Source organism: Bordetella genomosp. 1, assembly GCF_002261335.1.
Lineage (GTDB): Bacteria > Pseudomonadota > Gammaproteobacteria > Burkholderiales > Burkholderiaceae_B > Bordetella.
The window spans coordinates 231,114-247,815 of record NZ_NEVL01000005.1; the positions used below are offsets into that span (position 1 = coordinate 231,114).

Consider the following 16,702-nt stretch of genomic DNA (forward strand, 5'->3'; position numbering starts at 1 on the left):
GCGCTCAGCCGCGCAGACGCGCGACCGAGGCCGCCAGCTGCTCGTAGCGGCGGGTGCGGATCGCCTCGACCTGGTCGCGCGGGTTCATGCCCGCGCCGTCATCCTCACGCGTGGCCTCGCGCACCAGCGCGGTCAGGTCGTGCGTGCGCGAGGTGCTGGTGGGCAGGGTGTATTCCTGCACCATCGCGCCCATCACGAACTTCTGCATGTGGGTCGACTGGTTGCTGCTCTGGGTCAGCTGGGCCTGCGTCAGCGCGCCGTTCTCGTAGGCGATGTCGGTGCGGCTGCTGCTCGTGTCGTCGACCTGGTAGTAGTAATAGTTCTGCGATTCGCGATCCGAGGTCAGCATCAGGCTGATCTCCGGCGAGAGCGAGCGGTGATAACTGGCCGACAGGCGGCTGTCGATCTGCTGCGTGATGCCGCGGTTCAAGGCGTCGCTGCCATACAGGTTGGTGCGCTGCGAGACCGTGTAGGTGAAGGTGTCGAGCTCTTCGGGCTTGCGCGGGTTGAGCGACACCGAGTTCTGCCGCACCGAGGCATTGAAGTCGGCCAGGCCGCTGAGCATGCTGCGGTCGGCCCGGTTGAGCGCGCTGGCGCCGGCCTGGCCCGGCCGCTGCACCGCCACGTCGCCGTAGTCGGCGTGCAGCGAGGAGAAGGCGTCCTTGAACAGCGACATCGTGAACGCGTCGCCCTCGCCGCGCGTGCGCGCCGCATCGAACTGGCGCAGGTAGCTGTCGACGGCGGCCGCGCGCTGCGTGGCGCTGCCCAGGGTGGTGGGCTTGGACAGGTCCAGGTCCACGCTGACCGTGCCCGCCGGGCCCGTGGACGACACCGAGCGGCTCTTGGCATCGGCATGGAACGACACGGTCTGGCTGTGCTGGTTGCCCAGGCTCACCGTCGCCTTCAGGTCCACCGCGCTCAACAGCGTCGTGTCGAAGCTGCCGAGCTTGCCCAGCGCCAGGCGCGGCGGCTCGCTGGCCAGGCCGTCCACGGCGTCCTGGAAGGCGCCTGCCAGGTTCGCGATGGCGGCGCGCTCCTCGTCGGAGACCTCGCCTTCGGTCACGTTCAGGGACACCGCCAGGCCATTGGCGTCGCTGCCCAGCGACACCTCCACGCGGGCGCCGCCGGCGGTCGTGATCGCGAGCGTGATCTGGTTGTCGGCCTGGGTGTGCTGGCGCTGGTGCAGTGCCGCCCCCGACACCGAGCCGGGCCGCGCCTGCAGGATCGACTGCGAGTAGTTCGCGCCATCGTCGCGGAAGCGTTCCAGGACGGCGGCGCCGAGCGCCTCGAAACGTCCGGCCAGCGTGGTCGAGACATAGTTGCCCGCCATCTGGGTGGAAATGGCGTCGTTCGCGTCGTGCTCCCAGTTCGCCGACGACAGCGACGGCAGCGCACTGGGCGATTGGTACACGCCGGACGCGGTAGCGCCCAGCCCCAGGCTGACGGCAGCGCCGCTCACGGCGTAGTCGGTCTGCACGGCGGCCGGCTGCACGCTGTTGGAGACGGGCACCGGCGCGGCGGCGCTGGCGCTGGCGGCCTGCCAGGCCGGGTTGGGCGCACTGGTGGCGGAAATCTGGGTCATGGGTCGTGGCTCAAAAGGAAATACGGGTCCGCCGGCACGCGTATCCGTACCGGCCCACTTCGACATGACTGTTTAACGGCAGCCCGATCTGTTACTTAACCCCGACCGACCTCGACGCATTTTGCCCGCAGTAGGGGCCGATTTACCGTCAACTACCCCATTTATTGCCGTAAATGACGTTTATTTTCAGTTTGATGACACGCCAGGAAATAAGTGAAACAGGCGCTAAATCCCGGCATTCGAGACGCCGTTGTTACTTATGAATCGTTCCTCAACCCAGGCAAGACGCGCATGAACCAGTTTCTGAAAGACATCACCGTACGGCGCATGATTCTGTGCACGTTGCTGCTCATCTGTGTGCTCATCTCCCTCCTCTCCTATATCAGTGTTGCCGGCCTGAGCACGGCCGGACGCGCGCTTGCCGCGAAAGACAAGCTGCTCCAGGAAGTCTCCCTCATGGCGCGCGTGAACGACCAGATCATGCGTGCGCGGCTGCGCCTGAACCGGCAGTTCGCCCACATGGAAGACGGCAATACGCGCCAGGCCAACGAGGAAGGCACCGGCGTGGACGCGGCGCTGACCGAGGCGCGCCGGCATCTCGACCGCTTCTTCGAGATCGACGCGGGCGAAACCCCGACGGCGGTCACCGGGCCGCTGCGCACCGACTTCGACAAGCTGGTCAACGAGGGCATCGCCGCGCAGCGCCAGACCCTGCGCGACAAGGGCGTGGACGCGGCGCGCGCCCAGGCCGCCATCGTGATCGACGCGAGCCGCACCTTCGCCAAGCACATGCAGGACTACGAGGCCTATGCCGAGCAGCGCGCCCACGACCTCTCCAGTGCCGCCGCCCACGATCGCGAGCAGGCCTATGTCGGCACCGGCATCGTGCTGGGCATCAGCCTGCTCCTGATCTTCCTGGGCGACCGCTACGTGGTGATCTACGTCAAGCGACCGCTCGAGTCGGTGCGCGCGCACTTCCGCCTGATCGCGGCGGGCGACCTGACCACGCGCTGCGCCGACTTCGGCAAGAACTGCGTCGGCCAGATCATTCCCTACCTGCAGGAGATGCAGTCCAGCCTGGTGCGCACGGTCCAGGCGGTGCGCGACGGCGTGGTCCAGATCAACACCGGCACCAGCGAGATCGCCGCCGGCAACCAGGACCTCTCCAGCCGCACCGAGGAACAGGCGGCGTCGCTCGAGGAGACCGCGGCCAGCATGGAGGAACTGCTGTCGACCGTGTCCAACAACGCCGAGAACGCCCGCCAGGCGCAGGAACGCGCCTCGCAGGCCGCGGAAGTGGCGCGCGCGGGCGGCGCGGCGGTGGGCCAGGCGGTGCAGACCATGCGCGAGATCGCCAGCGACGCGGGCCGCATCGAGGACATCGTGGGCGTGATCGAGGGCATCGCCTTCCAGACCAACATCCTGGCGCTGAACGCCGCGGTCGAGGCCGCGCGCGCCGGCGAGCAGGGCAAGGGCTTCGCGGTGGTGGCGGGCGAGGTGCGGGCGCTGGCCCAGCGCAGCGCCGCGGCCGCCAAGGAGATCAAGCAGCTGATCGCGGCGTCGGGCGCCACGGTGCAGGCGGGCTCGGCGCAGGTCGAAGCGGCCGGCCGCACCATGAACGACATCCTGGCCACCATCGACAACCTGGCCCTGCTGGTGCACGAGATCTCGGCCGCGTCGGGCGAACAGGTCACCGGAATCGGCCAGGTCAACACCGCCGTCACGCAGATCGACCAGGTCACGCAGCAGAACGCCGCGCTGGTCGAGCAGGCCGCCGCCGCGGCCGCCTCGCTCGAATCGCAGGCGCAACGCCTGCAGGGTTCGGTGAGCCTGTTCCGCCTGCCGACGCAGCTCGGCCACGCGGAAGAACAGCTCCGGCCGGTGCCCACGCCACTGGCGCTGCCCGCCTGATCGCGTCCCTGTCGCGCAAAGAAAATGCCGATCCGCGAGGATCGGCATTTTTCATGGGGCAGGCAGCGCGGCGCCTCACTCCATCGAGATGCCCGCGCGTTCGCCGATGGCACGGAACTCGGCCACCTCGCTCGCGATCTGCCTGCTGAACTGCGGGCCCGGCATGAACACGGGCTCGAGCGCCAGATCGCTGACCGTCTTGCGCACCTCCGGGTCGGCCATCACCTGCTCGACGGCGGCGCCCAGCTTCGCCATCACGTCGGCCGGCGTGCCGGCCGGGGCCACCAGGCCGTACCAGCCCACGAACGACACGTTGGGCAGGCCCGCCTCGTTGAAGGTCGGCACGTCGGGCAGCTGCGCCATGCGCTGATTGCCGGTCACGGCCAGCGCGCGCACCTTGCCGGCGCGCGCCTGCGCCGCCGCCGACGACACCGTGTCCACGCCGAGATCGACCTCGCCGCCGATCATGGCGGTGACGAGCTGGGCGCTGCCCTTGTAGGGCACCGGCGTCATGCGCGCGCCGGCCGCCATCGCGAACATCTCGCCGGTCAGGTGCGGCGCGGAGCCCGGGCCGAAGGTGCCATACATCAGGCCGCCGCTGCCGCTGCGCTCGCGCGCCAGCCTTGCCGCGTCGGCCGCGGTCTTCACCGGCAGGTCGTTCTTGGCCAGCAGCACCACCGGCGCCAGCGCGACGATGGCCACGTGTTCATAGGATTTGATCGGGTCGAACGGCAGGCCCGGCTTGAGCGCGGGCAGCACCGAATAGGTGGTCGAGCCCGACAGCATCAGCGTGTAGCCGTTGGGCTGCGCGCGCGCCGCGGCCTCGGCGCCGATCACGGTCGAGGCGCCGGGACGGTTCTCCACGATGACCGACTGGCCCAGCTTCGGCGCCAGCTTGCTGGCCAGCATGCGCGCCACCGCGTCGGTGGCGCCGCCCGGCGTGAACGGCACGACGATGCGCACCGGCTGCTCGGGCCACGCCGCCTGCGCGGGCGCCGCGCCCAGGCACGCCACCGCGCTGCACGCGGCCCACAGCGCCGCGAGGGCGCGCTGATGTTTACTTCCCGGGAAACGGCGGAGCATGGTCGATCCTGTCTATCAAAGGGCGGGAACAGCGGAAGACGGTTCTGTGGCGCGGGTGCCCTGGCGCTGGGCGGCGCACAGCGCCGGGCCCTGCTCGGCCAGGTCCCAGAGCAAACCGGCCATGATGGCCAGGCCCTCGCGCACCACCGGCGCGAGCAGGTGCTCGTTGGGCGCATGCTGGGCGCACGCCGGGTAGGAATGCGGCACCCAGATCGTGGGCAGGCCCAGCAGGTCGGCGAAGATGTCGTTGGGCAGCGAGCCGCCCAGGTTGGGCAGCAGCGCGGGCGCCTGGCCGGTGGTGGCGCGCACCGAGGCGGCGGCCCACTGCACCCAGGGATTGTCGGGCGACAGGCGCGTGGCGCCCGCCTGGGCGCCGAGCGTGACGCGGATCGCGCCGAAGCCGGCCTGCGCCAGATGCGCGCGCACGTGTTGCTCGAGCCGGCGCCAGTCGGTGCCCACCACGAAACGCAGCTGGCACCAGGCCGTGGCCTGCGGCGGAATCGCATTGACCGGCTTGGCCGGATCGCCCGCACCGAAGGTCAGCACGTCCAGGCTGTTCCAGCCGAACACCTGTTCGCTCGGCGACAGGCCGGGCTCGCCCCATTCGGGATCGATGGCGGGATCGTCCACGTCGCCGCCCACGCTCAGGTCGGCCAGCGCCGCGGCGACGGGCGCCGGGATGGCGGGGGGCCGCAGCCCCGGCACGAGGATGCGGCCACGCGCATCGACCATGCTGGCGATGGCGTGCGACAGCACGATCGCCGGGTTCGACAGCAGCCCGCCCCAGTTGCCCGAATGGTAGCCGCGCTCGCGCAGGCTCAGGTGCAGCTCGAAATTGACCGCGCCGCGCGAGCCCATGAAGAGCGTGGGCCGGGCCGCGGCCAGACGCGGGCCGTCGCTCGCCAGGAACAGGTCGGCGCGCAGCAGCTCGCGCTGCGCCTCGCAGAACGCCGCCAGGCCGGGCGAGCCGGCCTCTTCGCCGGTCTCGATCAGCCAGGTCACGTTGAAGCCCAGCCTGCCGCCACGCGCGGCCAGCACCTGCTCCAGCGCACAGAGATTGATCGAATGCTGCCCCTTGTTGTCGGCGGTGCCGCGGCCATACCAGCGCTCGCCCTCGACCCGCAGGATCCAGGGATCGCGGCCCTCGGCCCAGCGCGCCGCGTTGCCGCGCACCACGTCGCCATGGCCGTACATCAGCACGGTGGGCAGCGCCGGATCCTCGATGCGGCGCGCCACCAGGATCGGCAGGTCGACGCCGGCCGGGTTGGCGAACACCTGCGTGACGAAGCCCATGCGCGCGAACAGCGGCGTCATTTCCTGGTCGAGATAGGCATGCTGGGCGGCGGCCTGGCCGGCCTCCTCGCTCTCGGTGGCATGCGCGACGCGGCGTGCCAGCGTGGCCAGGAAGGCGCCATTGTCGAATTGGGCAACGGTCTGCGCGATCGCGCGATCTCGGGTCACGGCGGGCGGTCTCACTAGGGAAAGACAGAACATTATTACGGCGCTACACATGCCACAATTAGTTAATTCGCAGGTAATCGTTGCCTTTTTCGCAATTCCCAGCGCCGCCCTCCACCCTGCCCGGACCAGCCATGATCTCCCTCGCATTGCGGTATTTCCTCGAAGTGGCGCGCAAGGGCTCGGTCGCCGCGGCGGCGCAGACCCAGCACGTGGCGGCCTCGGCCATCAGCCGCCAGATCGCCAAGCTCGAAGACCAGCTCGGCGTGGCGCTGTTCGAGCGCCAGGCGCGCGGCATGAGCCTGAGCGACGCGGGCCGCCAGCTCGCGGCCTACGCCAACGCCGCGGCGCACGAGGCCGAGCGCGTGGCAGACGAGCTGCGCGAGCGCAGCCGCCTGGGCGACGTGACGCTGCGCATCGCCTGCACCGAAGGCTTTGCGCACCGCTTCATGCCGCAGTGCATGGCCGACTTCAAACATCTGCATCCGCAGACCCGCTTTCACCTGCACGTCGACCGCCCCGAGGCCGTCAACCAGCGCGTGCTCGACGGCCAGGCGCAGATGGCGTTGCGCTACACCCTCGCCACCGACGAACGGCTGCGCACCGAGCTGGTGAGCCGCGCGCCGGTCTACGCCGTGATGTGGCAGCACCACGCCCTCGCCGCGCGGCGCAGCATCAGCGTGCGCGACCTGCGCAAGCTGCCGCTCGCCCTCGGCGACCGCGACACCACCGTGCGCCAGCTGTTCGACGTGGCCTGTGCCAATGCCGGCCTGCACCTGGAGCCGGCCTACGTGTCCAACTATTCGGCGGCGTTCCTGCCGCTGCTGCCCGGCAGCGACATCGTGGCGCTGTCCGGTTACCTGACCCTGGCCGACAAGCTCGACGCCGCCGGCCTGGTCGCGCTGCCCTTCAGCAACACCGAGATGCAGCAGCGCAGCGTGCAGGTGCTCACGCTGGCCGGCAGCGCCCTGCCCCCGCTCGCGCGCGTGTTCCTGCAATTCCTGGAGGAACGCCTGCGCCACGCCACCCCGGAGCCGGCGCGCGCCGCGCGCCCCCGCGCGCTCGTTTCCTGACGAAAGTCCGAAGCGGCAAGTTTTTCCGCTTTCCCGCCCGCTCCCTCGGGCGCGGCCTCGGCACGCGGCACAGGAACGGCAGTTGCTGAAACGGCGCTCCCACGGCCGGCCTTCCGGCCGCGCCCTGTCACCCCGGAAGCGAGGAGCCCGCCATGAGCCGTCACGCCCCCGACGCGAAACAGACCAAGGAATTGCTTTACCAGGCCCTGGAGACCGAGATCGGCGGCCTGCAGATCTATGAGACCGCGGTGAGCTGTGCGCTCAACGAGGACCTGAAGAAGGAATGGAAGGAATACCTGGAGGAGACGCGCACCCACCGGCGCGTGCTGCTCACCGTGTTCGAGCAGCTCGGCCTCGATCCCGAGGTCGAGACCGACGGCCGCAAGGTGGTGCGCCACCTGGGCGAATCGCTGGTGCGCGCCATGCGCATGGCGCAGGCCGCCGGCAACGAAGAAGCCGCGCAGCTGGTGGCCACCGAGTGCGTGGTGCTGGCAGAGACCAAGGATCACGCCAACTGGGCGCTGATCGGCCTGATCGCGGAGAAGACCAGCGGCAAGCAGGCCCAGATCCTCAAGCAGGCGCATGAGGCGGTCGCCACCGACGAAGACCATCACCTGTATCACACGCAGGGCTGGTCGCGCGAGCTGTGGATCGAATCGCTCGGACTGCCCGCGGTGCTGCCGCCGCCCGAAGAAGTGAAGAAGGTCGAGACCGCCATCGGCGCCTCGCGTGCCGAGCAGGCGCGCGACAGCATGCTGCGCCACCACTGACACCGGAGTTTTCCACATGCCCAGCAAGAAACCCGCGGCCCCCGCCGCCAAGTCCGCGAAACCGGCCACGCCGGCCAAGCGCCAGGCGCCGCAGACCCAGCTCGCGCTCGACAGCGCCTACCTGAACAGCGACAGCGGCCCGGCCACCGGCCCCGCCGAGGGCGCCGCCCATCCCGCGCTCAAGCGTGCGGCGGCCACCCAGGCCACCGCCGCCGCGCGCCCCTACAACGCCGACAAGGGCGCGGAGTACGGCGAGGCCGCCCGCTGTCCCTACTCGGGCGCGACCGTGACGCCGCCCGATCCCAGCGTGGGCGCGAGCTCGCTGTCGGAAAGCGAAGTCAACGACAAGACCAACGGGCCGGCGCTGACCGGCATCAACGCGGCCGACGGCCGTCTCGAACGGGTGCGGGCCGACGCCACCGGCCAACGCCTGACGACCAACCAGGGCGTGCCCGTCTCCGACAACCAGAACTCGCTCAAGGCGGGTCTGCGCGGCCCGGCGCTGCTCAAGGACTTCGTGCTGCGCGAGAAGATCACGCACTTCGACCATGAGCGGATTCCCGAGCGCATCGTGCACGCGCGCGGCTCGGCCGCGCACGGCTTCTTCGAATGCTACGAGCCGCTCACCGACCTCACGGCCGCCTCGCTGTTTGCCGAGGCCGGCAAGCGCACGCCGGTGTTCGTGCGCTTCTCCACCGTGGCCGGCGAGCGCGGCTCCAAGGACACGGCGCGCGACGTGCGCGGCTTCGCGGTGAAGTTCTACACCGACGAAGGCAACTGGGACCTGGTGGGCAACAACATGCCGGTGTTCTTCATCCAGGATGCGATGAAGTTTCCCGACCTGGTGCACGCGGTCAAGCCCGAGCCGCATCACGGCATGCCGCAGGCCGCCTCGGCCCACGACACCTTCTGGGACTTCATCTCGCTCAGCCCCGAGTCCACCCACATGATGATGTGGGCCATGTCGGACCGCGCGATTCCGCGCAGCTACCGCATGATGCAGGGCTTCGGCGTGCACACCTTCCGCTTCGTCAACGAGCAAGGCGTGTCGCACCTGGTCAAGTTCCACTGGAATCCGATCCTGGGCACGCACTCGCAGGTGTGGGACGAGGCCGTGAAGGTCTCGGGCGCCGACCCCGACTTCCACCGCCGCGACCTGTGGGAAGCGATCGACTCCGGCAACCCGCCGCAATGGGAGCTGGGCGTGCAGGTGTTCACCGACGAGCAGGCCGACGCCTTCAGCTTCGACGTGCTCGACCCCACCAAGATCGTGCCCGAGGAACTGGTGCCGATCCGCCCCATCGGCCGCTTGGTGCTGGACCGCAACCCCGACAACTTCTTCGCCGAGACCGAACAGGTGGCGTTCTGCGCGGCGCACATCGTGCGCGGTCTGGACTTCACCAACGATCCGCTGCTGGCCGGCCGCATCCACTCCTACGTGGACACGCAGATCTCGCGCCTGGGCGGTCCGAACTTCCACGAGCTGCCGATCAACGCGCCGCTGGCGCCGGTGCACAACAACCAGCGCGACGGCATGCACCGCCAGACCATCAACCGCGGCAAGGTCGCCTACGAGCCCAATTCGCTGGCGGGCGGCTGTCCGTTCCAGGCCGGCAGCGCGGGCTTCGTGTCGTTCCCCGAGCCGGTGCAGGCCGACGAGCTGCGCGGCAAGCCGGAGAAGTTCGGCGAGCACTACGCCCAGGCCACGCTGTTCTACGAGAGCCAGACCGACTGGGAGCAGCGCCACATCGCGGCGGCCTTCACGTTCGAACTGAGCAAGGTCACCGTGCCCGCCATCCGCGAACGCATGGTGGCGTCGCTGCGCAACGTGTCCGACGAACTGGCGCAGACCGTGGCCGACGGCCTGGGCATGGAACTGCCGGAGCCGATGCCGCGCGCGATCGCCGATCCGCCCGCGCCCGAGGTCAGCCTGTCGCCGGCGCTGTCGCTCACCTTCCGCCAGGGTGAACCGGGCATCGCCACGCGCAAGATCGCGCTGCTGGCCGCGCCCGGCGTGGACGGCGCGGTGACGCGCGAGCTGGCGCAGGCCCTGATCGACGCCGGCGCCGTGGTGCGCCTGATCGGCCCGCGCATCGGCACGCTGCCGGACGCCGAGGGCGGCATGCTCGACGCCGACGGCTCGCTCGACAACCAGCCCAGCGTGGTGTTCGATGCCGTGGCCGTGCCCGGCGGCGAACAGGCCGTCGACACGCTGCAGCAGGACGGCCGCGCGCTGGAGTTCGTGCGCGATGCCTACCGCCACGGCAAGACGCTGTTCGCCGTGGGCGCCGGCGCGGCCCTGTTCGAGACCGCCGGCCTGCCCGTGGATCGCGAGGACACCGGCCTGCTGATCGCCACCGGCTGGACCAAGAAGGCGGCCAAGGGCTTCATCGACGCCATCGCCGCGCATCGCCACCCGGCGCGCGAGACCGATCCGCCCGCGGTGTAAAGGCAAGCGCAGCGCGGCGCCCGTGGCGCCGCGCTGCCATCCCTTTCCTACCAGCGCTGCGGCACCTTGCGCAGCTCGCTCACGTCATATCCCATCTGCCGCACCCGCTCCACCAGCTCGGCATAGGTGCCCTCGGGCAGGGTCGGCGTGCGCGCCATGATCCACACATAGTCGCGCTTGCTGCGGCCCACGATGGTCTGCTGATAGTCCGGGTCGAGCCAGGCGATCACGTACTCGGCCTGGATCGGCCAGATGAATTGCATGCCCCACAGCGCATTGCCGGTGCCGGGCTCGACCGTGCCGACCGGATGCATGGTGTCGACCTTCGCGTCGAAGCTGCCATCGCGATACTGAAAGTCGGTCTGGATCTTGCCGTCGGCGCGCAGCGTGTAGGTCTCCACGGCGTTGTAGGCGTGGCGTTCGGGCCAGCTCGGGATGTGCGCGATCACGTACCAGTCGCCCATGAAGCGCGGCAGGTCCACGTGGGCCACCGGCGGCAGCGGCGGCGGTGAGGAACAGGCGGCGAGCAGCCCCGGCAGCACCAGGGCCAGCCAGCCGCGCCAGCGTCGTCGATTCATGGCAACTCCTTCAGTCGGGCCGCGTGTAGCGGTAATGGGCCACCAGCCACTGGCGCCCGCCGTCGTAGCCGAACAGCTCGGCGCAGGCCATCCAGAACATGCGCCAGCGCTGGAACCACAGCGGCGCGAGCGCGGCGCCGTAGGCGCCCTCCAGCACGCGCATCACCTCGGCCCGGTTGGCATCCTGGTTGGCGAGCCAGTGGTTGGCGGTGCGCGCGTAGTGCGTGCCGTCGACCAGCCAGCGCGACTCCAGCCGCAGATCGTTCTGGAACCACAGCAGCGTGTCGGCCGAAGGCATGATGCCGCCCGTGAAGAAGTGACGGCCCAGCCAGTTGTCCTCGCCCTCGGTCTCGAACGGGTACATCAGCGTGCGGTGCGCGAAGATGTGCACGAACAGCTTGCCACGCGGACGCAGCCAGCTGCCGATCGCCGCCAGCAGCGTCTCGTAGTTGCGCATGTGCTCGAACATCTCGACCGACACGCAGCGGTCGTACGAGGCCGCCGGCAGCGTCAGCGTGTTGACGTCGCAGGTGATGACCCGCACGTTGTCCAGGCCGCGCGCGACGCATTCGGCCTCGATGTGGCGCCGCTGCGGCGCCGAGTTCGACACCGCGGTGATGCGCGAATCGGGATACTGCTCGGCCATCCAGAGCGTGAGCGAGCCCCAGCCGCAGCCCAGCTCCAGCACGTCCTGCCCGTTGGCGAGCTCCGCCCGCTCGCCGTAGAGCGCCAGCATGGCGCGCTCGGCCGCGTCCAGCGTGGTGTCCGGGCCGGGGTAGTAGCAGCTCGAATACTTCAGGCGCCCGCCCAGGCAGAGGCGGAAGAACTCGGGCGGCAGCTCGTAGTGCTGCGCGTTGGCCGCATCGGTGTGGATGGCGAGCGGGCTGCGGCGCAGTTCCTCGGTCAGCAGCTGCTGGCGGCGCGCCTGGGCGGCCGGGTCGGCGGCCGCCTCGTCGGCCAGCCGTTGCGCGCACAACCGGCGGATGCCGGCGCGCACCAGCGCGTCCGGCAGCCAGCCGCGTTCGGCCAGGCCCAGCAGGCCGGGCGCGGGCTGGTCCTGCGCCAGTTCGGCGCCTTGCGTCAAGGTCGTGCTCATGGTGGCTCCTGCGTCTAGGGTTTCCGGGGAAACCAGGGAAAGAACATCGGGGTGTCGCGCTGGTAGGCGCGGTAATCCTCGCCGCGCGTGCGCAGCGCCTGCTTTTCGGTGAAGGGAATGCCGCTGATCCAGCGCAGGAACACATACATCAGCACGGGCCCGCTCAGGCTCAGCCAGAACAGCGGCGAGCCCCAGGCCAGCGCCACGTAGGCGAACCAGTGGCACCACTCGAAGAAGTAATTGGGATGGCGCGAGTAGCGCCACAGCCCGGCACGGCAGGTGCGTCCGCGGTTCGCGGGATCGGCGCGCCAGGCCGCCAGCTGGCGGTCGGCGAGACCCTCGCCGCCCACCGCGGCCAGCCAGATCGCGAGCGCCAGCGCCAGTTGCAGCGCGCCGGGCGCGTGCGGATTGGCGGCGACCGCGGTGAACGGCAGCGCGAACAGCACCACCAGGCCGGCCTGGAACAGAAAGAACAGGTAGAACTTGCCCTGGTCGCCCTGCCAGTGCGCCCGCAGCGCGCGATAGCGGCCGTCCTCGGGCTCGGCGCGCACGCGGCGCCAGATGTGCCAGGCGAGCCGCGCGGCCCAGAGGCCGCCGAGCAACGCGAGCCAGGCCCGCGTGGCGGGCGCGCCGGTGCCGCTCGCGCCGATCAGCAGCGCCGCGCCGCCCACGCCGGCGGCCCACACGGCGTCCACGATGCCGGCGTTGTCGTGGCGGCGCTGCCAGCCCCAGGCCAGCGACATGGCGCCGGTCATGAGCACCGCCAGCGCGAGCAATTGCAGGGGGGCATTCATCGTGTCTGCTCCATCGGTTGCAGCCGGCGCGCCACGGTGGCGAGCAGGCCCAGCGCCAGCGCCCACCCGGCGGCCAGCCCGAGCCAAGCGAGCGGCGTCTCGATCGCCACCGCGCGCCAGCCGCGCGCCGCGCCCAGGTAGGCCAGCGGCGCGCCCACGGCGCCGAACGCCGCGGCGAGCCAGGGCCGGCCGCGCAGCCAGACCAGGGAATGGTTGAGCGTGAGCGCGAACGCGCACCACAGCGCCAGGATCCAGAGCGGCGCGCCGCCCGGCGGCACCGCGGGCGCGGCGGCCGCATGCTGCATCAGCCCCGCCAGCGCCAGGCCGCCATCGATCAGCAGACCGCATGCGGCCGCGGCCGCCATGAGCACGAGGTCGGCGCGGCGCTGCCGCGTCCAGGCCAGGTGCGCGGCGGCAAACACCAGCGCCGCCAGCACGCCGGGCCAGGCCAGGCCGCGGCCCGCGCCGATCACGGCGGCGAACCACACCGCCTGATAGCCGGCGAGGTTGGCCCAGAACGCCATCACGCCGCTCCGCCGTCGCGCGCGGTCCAGCGCGCCGTGCCGGGCCGCGCGCCCGGACGCGTGAGCAGCAGGTGCGACACACCGATGGCGCGTTCGGCGAAGCCGCCCTCGCAGTAGGCGAGATAGAACTCCCACAGCCGCGTGAAGCGCGCGTCGAAGCCTTGCGCGCGCACCTCGCCGATGTTGGCCAGGAAGCGCAGGCGCCACGCCGCCAGCGTGCGCGCATACGACAGGCCGAAGTCCTCCAGGTGCACCAGCGCCAGGTCGCTCACGCGCGTCTTGGCGCTCAGCATGCCGTGGATCGAGGGAATGAAGCTGCCCGGGAAGATGTGGCGCTTGATGAAGTCCACCGAGCGCACCGCCTGGGCGTAGCGATGGTCTTCGATGGTGATGGCCTGGATCAGCGCGCTGCCGTGCGGCGCCAGCAGCGATTCGATCTTGGCGAAGTAGGTCTCCTGGTACTGCGCGCCGATGGCCTCGATCATCTCGATGGACACGAGCTTGTCGTACTGGCCCTCGAGGTCGCGGTAGTCGCGCAGCAGCACCTCGACACGGCCCTGCAGGCCGGCCTCGGCGACGCGCGCGCAGGCCAGCGCATGCTGCTCGCGCGAGATGGTGGCGGTGGTGACGTGGCAGCCATACTCGCGGGCCGCGTGCAGCGCGAAGCCGCCCCAGCCAGAGCCGATCTCGACCACGCGCTGCCCGGGGCCGAGCGCGAGCTTGCGGCAGATGGCGTCGAGCTTGCGGCGCGAGGCGGCCTCCAGCGTGTCATGCGGCCCGTCCCACAGCGCCGACGAATACATCAGGTCGTCGGAGAGGAACAGCGCGAAGAAGGGATTGCCGAGGTCATAGTGCGCGGCGATGTTGCGCCGGCTGCCGGCGCGCGTGTTCTGGCGCTGCGCGTGCCACAGGCGCAGCGCCCAGGCGCCGGCGCGCGCGGTGCCGGTCTCCATCGCGTCGAGCAGGTCGCGGTTGCGCACCAGCAGGCGCACCAGGCCGACCAGGTCGTCGGCCTGCCACAGGCCATCGCCATAGGCCTCGCCCGCGCCCACGCTGCCCTGCATGGCCAGCACGCGGTAGAACGCCAGGTCGTGCACGCGCAGCCGCAGCGGCGGCGCGCTCTCCTGCCCCACGCCCAGCACCACCCGGCCGAGCGGGTCGTCGATCACCAGCGCGCCGCCCTGCAGCGCACCCAGCTGGCGCAGCACACGGTCGCGCAGCACGCGGTCGAGCCAGGACGCGGGACGGGCCTGGCGCAGCGCGTCGTCGAGCGCCTCGCGCTCGGGAGTCGGCGTGGGATTCATGAGGTCTCCTTCGGGCCGCGGTCGGCGCGGCCGGGGTGATCGTGGACGGGGGTGCGCTTGAGCCACAGCCGCAGCGCCTGCCAGTGGATGGCGCCGATGACCTGCAGGGTCATCAGCGGATAACGCAGCAGCACGCGCGCCAGCGCGGCGCCGTCGAGCGGCCGCCGCCACAGGGCCAGGTCCGCGTCGAACTCGGGGGCCAGCCCGCGCAGCACCTTCATGTGCACGCGCAGCTCCTCGCCGGGCTCGGTGAAGCGCCAGTCATAGCGCCGGTCCATGGCCATGAACGGCGACACGTGGAAGTCCTTGTCGAATTCCCAGCACCACAGCCGCCCGTGGCGCTGCGCCCGCGTCAGCGGCAACACATAGGCATGGCGTTCGCGCCACGGCGTGTTGGTGATGTCGGCCACGATGGACGACAGCGTGCCGTCGGCGGCGTGGCAGTAGTAGAAGGTGACCGGATTGAACACATAGCCGCCGTAGCGCAGGTGCGTGAGCATGCGCACCGGCCCGGCCGGCATGCTGCCGGTGGCCTCGCGCACGCGTTCGCGCACCGCCTGCGCCAGCGGCACGTCCGGATCGCCGAGATAGTCGGCGCGGCGCCACTGCGCGAGGTTGCGGCGGTTCACCGACCACAGCCAGCGCCGGTCGAACGCCTGGTCCAGCTCGTCGAGGTCGAGATAGAGCTGGGCCATGCGATAGCGGAAGGCGTGCGGCGTCGGCGCGTGCCGGCTGTGCGTGACGCGACCTTCGTAGACGGCGCTGTGCACGACGCGGCTCATGCCGCGACCTCGTCGGGTTGCATGAACGCCGAACGCAGCCGCGCGCCGGGCGTCCACGAGGGCTCCGCGCTCAGGCCGCGCGCCACGTCCACCGCGCTGCGCACGCCGTCCTCGTGAAAGCCCCAGCCCCAGTAGGCGCCGGCATACCAGGTGCGGCGCCGGCCCGAGATCTCGTGACGGCGCGCCTGCGCCGCCACCGACGCGGCGGTGTAGACGGGATGGTGATACTGCATCCTGCGCAGCACCCGCGCGGGGTCGATGGCCTCGCTGCGATTGAGCGTCACGATGAAGGGCTCGGGCGCATCGATGCCCTGCAGCTGGTTCATGCAGTAGCTCACGGTGCAGGGCTGGTCGGGGCCGGCCGGCACGTAGGCGTTCCAGGCCGCCCAGGCCTTGCGGTTGACTGGCAGCAGCGTGGCGTCGGTGTGCAGCACCACGTCGTTGGGCTGATAGGGGATGGCGCCCAGGATCTCGCGTTCGGCAGGGCTGGCATCGCCCAGCATGGCGAGCGCCTGGTCGCTGTGGCAGGCGAACACCACCTGGTCGAAACGTTCCGTGCCATCGGCCAGGCGCAGCTGCACCCCATCGCCGTCGCGCAGCACCTGCCGCACCGGGCATGCGAGGCGCTCGCTCACGTGCCAGCGCCGCCGCATCGCGCGCACGTAGGTCGACGAGCCGCCCCGCACCACGCGCCATTGCGGCCGCTGGGTGGCCTGCAGCATCTGGTGATTGGCCATGAACTGCACCAGATAGCGCGCCGGGAAGGCCAGGATGCCGGCCGGCGGCGAGGACCACAGCGCCGAGGCCATCGGCACCAGGTGATCGTCGCGGAACGCCGCGCCGTAGCCGTTCTGCGCCAGGTACTCGCCCAGCGTCGGGCCCGGCCCGGTGTCGTGCAGCAGCGCGGGCGCCTCGCGATAGAAGCGCAGCAGATCGCGCACCATGCCGGCGAAGCGCAGCGACAGCAGGTTGCGGCGCTGGCAGAACAGGCCGTCCAGGCTGGTGGCGTTGTACTCCAGGCCGCTGGCCGCGTTCTGCACCGAGAAGCTCATGGTGGTGGGCTGGCTCGCCACGCCGAGCTCATCGAGCAGCCGCGTGAACAGCGGATAGTGCTCCGGGTTGTGCACGATGAAGCCGCTGTCGACCGCGTAGTAGCGCGCGTGGCGCTCGATCTGGTGCGTATGCGTGTGCCCGCCGAGGTAGTCGTTGGCCTCGAACAGGGTCACGGCATGGCGCCGCGACAGCAGGTAGGCGCTGGTCAGGCCGGCCACGCCGGCACCGATGACGGCAATCCGCAT

Annotated in this window: 14 protein-coding genes; 4 read left to right on the top strand and 10 right to left on the bottom strand. The window is 70.7% G+C overall.

Features of this window, described 5'->3' with window-relative positions; genetic code table 11:
• Window positions 1–4 precede the first annotated feature (4 nt).
• The gene (locus tag CEG14_RS21790; RefSeq protein WP_094828494.1) at window positions 5–1,582 is read right to left on the bottom strand and encodes a hypothetical protein; all 1,578 of its coding nucleotides are present in this window, start codon (window positions 1,580–1,582) and stop codon (window positions 5–7) included.
• A gap of 291 nt (window positions 1,583–1,873) precedes the next feature.
• Here CEG14_RS21790 and CEG14_RS21795 point away from each other — a divergent pair, with 291 nt between their 5' ends.
• On the top strand, window positions 1,874–3,493 hold the full coding sequence (locus CEG14_RS21795; RefSeq protein WP_094828495.1) for a methyl-accepting chemotaxis protein: 1,620 nt from the start codon (window positions 1,874–1,876) through the stop codon (window positions 3,491–3,493).
• Window positions 3,494–3,568: 75 nt separating this feature from the next.
• Here CEG14_RS21795 and CEG14_RS21800 read toward each other — a convergent pair whose 3' ends face one another.
• Both CEG14_RS21800 and CEG14_RS21805 read right to left on the bottom strand, forming a co-directional pair.
• Window positions 3,569–4,576, bottom strand: a complete 1,008-nt coding sequence (locus tag CEG14_RS21800; RefSeq protein ID WP_094828496.1) for a Bug family tripartite tricarboxylate transporter substrate binding protein — start codon at window positions 4,574–4,576, stop codon at window positions 3,569–3,571.
• Window positions 4,577–4,591: 15 nt separating this feature from the next.
• Window positions 4,592–6,037, bottom strand: a complete 1,446-nt coding sequence (locus CEG14_RS21805; RefSeq protein ID WP_094828497.1) for a M20 family metallopeptidase — start codon at window positions 6,035–6,037, stop codon at window positions 4,592–4,594.
• Window positions 6,038–6,168: 131 nt separating this feature from the next.
• Between CEG14_RS21805 and CEG14_RS21810 the strand changes: the two genes are divergently transcribed.
• From CEG14_RS21810 to CEG14_RS21820, 3 genes are all read left to right on the top strand, one after another.
• Entirely contained in the window at window positions 6,169–7,107 is a 939-nt protein-coding gene (locus tag CEG14_RS21810; RefSeq protein WP_094828498.1) for a LysR family transcriptional regulator, read from the top strand.
• Window positions 7,108–7,259: 152 nt separating this feature from the next.
• Complete coding sequence (locus CEG14_RS21815; protein WP_094828499.1) at window positions 7,260–7,877, top strand: hypothetical protein; 618 nt, start codon at window positions 7,260–7,262, stop codon at window positions 7,875–7,877.
• A gap of 16 nt (window positions 7,878–7,893) precedes the next feature.
• The gene (locus CEG14_RS21820) at window positions 7,894–10,326 is read left to right on the top strand and encodes a catalase (protein WP_094828500.1); all 2,433 of its coding nucleotides are present in this window, start codon (window positions 7,894–7,896) and stop codon (window positions 10,324–10,326) included.
• Between the two features lie 47 nt (window positions 10,327–10,373).
• Here CEG14_RS21820 and CEG14_RS21825 read toward each other — a convergent pair whose 3' ends face one another.
• From CEG14_RS21825 to CEG14_RS21855, 7 genes are read right to left on the bottom strand one after another with little or no spacing between them, the layout of a single operon-like run.
• On the bottom strand, window positions 10,374–10,904 hold the full coding sequence (locus tag CEG14_RS21825) for a lipocalin family protein (RefSeq protein ID WP_094828501.1): 531 nt from the start codon (window positions 10,902–10,904) through the stop codon (window positions 10,374–10,376).
• A 10-nt stretch (window positions 10,905–10,914) separates the two neighbouring features.
• Entirely contained in the window at window positions 10,915–12,000 is a 1,086-nt protein-coding gene (locus tag CEG14_RS21830; protein WP_094828502.1) for an SAM-dependent methyltransferase, read from the bottom strand.
• Between the two features lie 14 nt (window positions 12,001–12,014).
• Complete coding sequence (locus CEG14_RS21835; protein ID WP_094828503.1) at window positions 12,015–12,794, bottom strand: DUF1295 domain-containing protein; 780 nt, start codon at window positions 12,792–12,794, stop codon at window positions 12,015–12,017.
• Window positions 12,791–13,318, bottom strand: coding sequence for a DUF2878 domain-containing protein (locus CEG14_RS21840; RefSeq protein ID WP_094828504.1), 528 nt, complete (start codon window positions 13,316–13,318; stop codon window positions 12,791–12,793). The genes CEG14_RS21835 and CEG14_RS21840 overlap by 4 nt, the downstream gene beginning before the upstream one ends.
• Window positions 13,318–14,622, bottom strand: a complete 1,305-nt coding sequence (locus CEG14_RS21845) for an SAM-dependent methyltransferase (protein ID WP_094828505.1) — start codon at window positions 14,620–14,622, stop codon at window positions 13,318–13,320. Before CEG14_RS21845 ends, CEG14_RS21840 begins: the two co-directional genes overlap by 1 nt.
• Window positions 14,619–15,404: a DUF1365 domain-containing protein gene (locus CEG14_RS21850; protein ID WP_094828506.1), complete on the bottom strand. Its 786-nt coding sequence runs from the start codon at window positions 15,402–15,404 to the stop codon at window positions 14,619–14,621. Before CEG14_RS21850 ends, CEG14_RS21845 begins: the two co-directional genes overlap by 4 nt.
• A complete protein-coding gene (locus CEG14_RS21855; protein WP_094828507.1) occupies window positions 15,401–16,702 on the bottom strand; it encodes an NAD(P)/FAD-dependent oxidoreductase in 1,302 nt (433 codons plus the stop codon). The genes CEG14_RS21850 and CEG14_RS21855 overlap by 4 nt, the downstream gene beginning before the upstream one ends.

What these genes read in the sequence shown, in the direction of transcription:
- CEG14_RS21835 (WP_094828503.1), bottom strand. Translation starts at nt 12,794, where the DNA reads ATGAATGCCCCCCTGCAATTGCTCGCGCTGGCGGTGCTCATGACCGGC.
- CEG14_RS21815 (WP_094828499.1), top strand. Translation starts at nt 7,260, where the DNA reads ATGAGCCGTCACGCCCCCGACGCGAAACAGACCAAGGAATTGCTTTAC.
- CEG14_RS21820 (WP_094828500.1), top strand. Translation starts at nt 7,894, where the DNA reads ATGCCCAGCAAGAAACCCGCGGCCCCCGCCGCCAAGTCCGCGAAACCG.
- CEG14_RS21850 (WP_094828506.1), bottom strand. Translation starts at nt 15,404, where the DNA reads ATGAGCCGCGTCGTGCACAGCGCCGTCTACGAAGGTCGCGTCACGCAC.
- CEG14_RS21845 (WP_094828505.1), bottom strand. Translation starts at nt 14,622, where the DNA reads ATGAATCCCACGCCGACTCCCGAGCGCGAGGCGCTCGACGACGCGCTG.
- CEG14_RS21830 (WP_094828502.1), bottom strand. Translation starts at nt 12,000, where the DNA reads ATGAGCACGACCTTGACGCAAGGCGCCGAACTGGCGCAGGACCAGCCC.
- CEG14_RS21840 (WP_094828504.1), bottom strand. Translation starts at nt 13,318, where the DNA reads ATGGCGTTCTGGGCCAACCTCGCCGGCTATCAGGCGGTGTGGTTCGCC.
- CEG14_RS21790 (WP_094828494.1), bottom strand. Translation starts at nt 1,582, where the DNA reads ATGACCCAGATTTCCGCCACCAGTGCGCCCAACCCGGCCTGGCAGGCC.
- CEG14_RS21800 (WP_094828496.1), bottom strand. Translation starts at nt 4,576, where the DNA reads ATGCTCCGCCGTTTCCCGGGAAGTAAACATCAGCGCGCCCTCGCGGCG.
- CEG14_RS21810 (WP_094828498.1), top strand. Translation starts at nt 6,169, where the DNA reads ATGATCTCCCTCGCATTGCGGTATTTCCTCGAAGTGGCGCGCAAGGGC.
- CEG14_RS21825 (WP_094828501.1), bottom strand. Translation starts at nt 10,904, where the DNA reads ATGAATCGACGACGCTGGCGCGGCTGGCTGGCCCTGGTGCTGCCGGGG.
- CEG14_RS21795 (WP_094828495.1), top strand. Translation starts at nt 1,874, where the DNA reads ATGAACCAGTTTCTGAAAGACATCACCGTACGGCGCATGATTCTGTGC.
- CEG14_RS21855 (WP_094828507.1), bottom strand. Translation starts at nt 16,702, where the DNA reads ATGCGGATTGCCGTCATCGGTGCCGGCGTGGCCGGCCTGACCAGCGCC.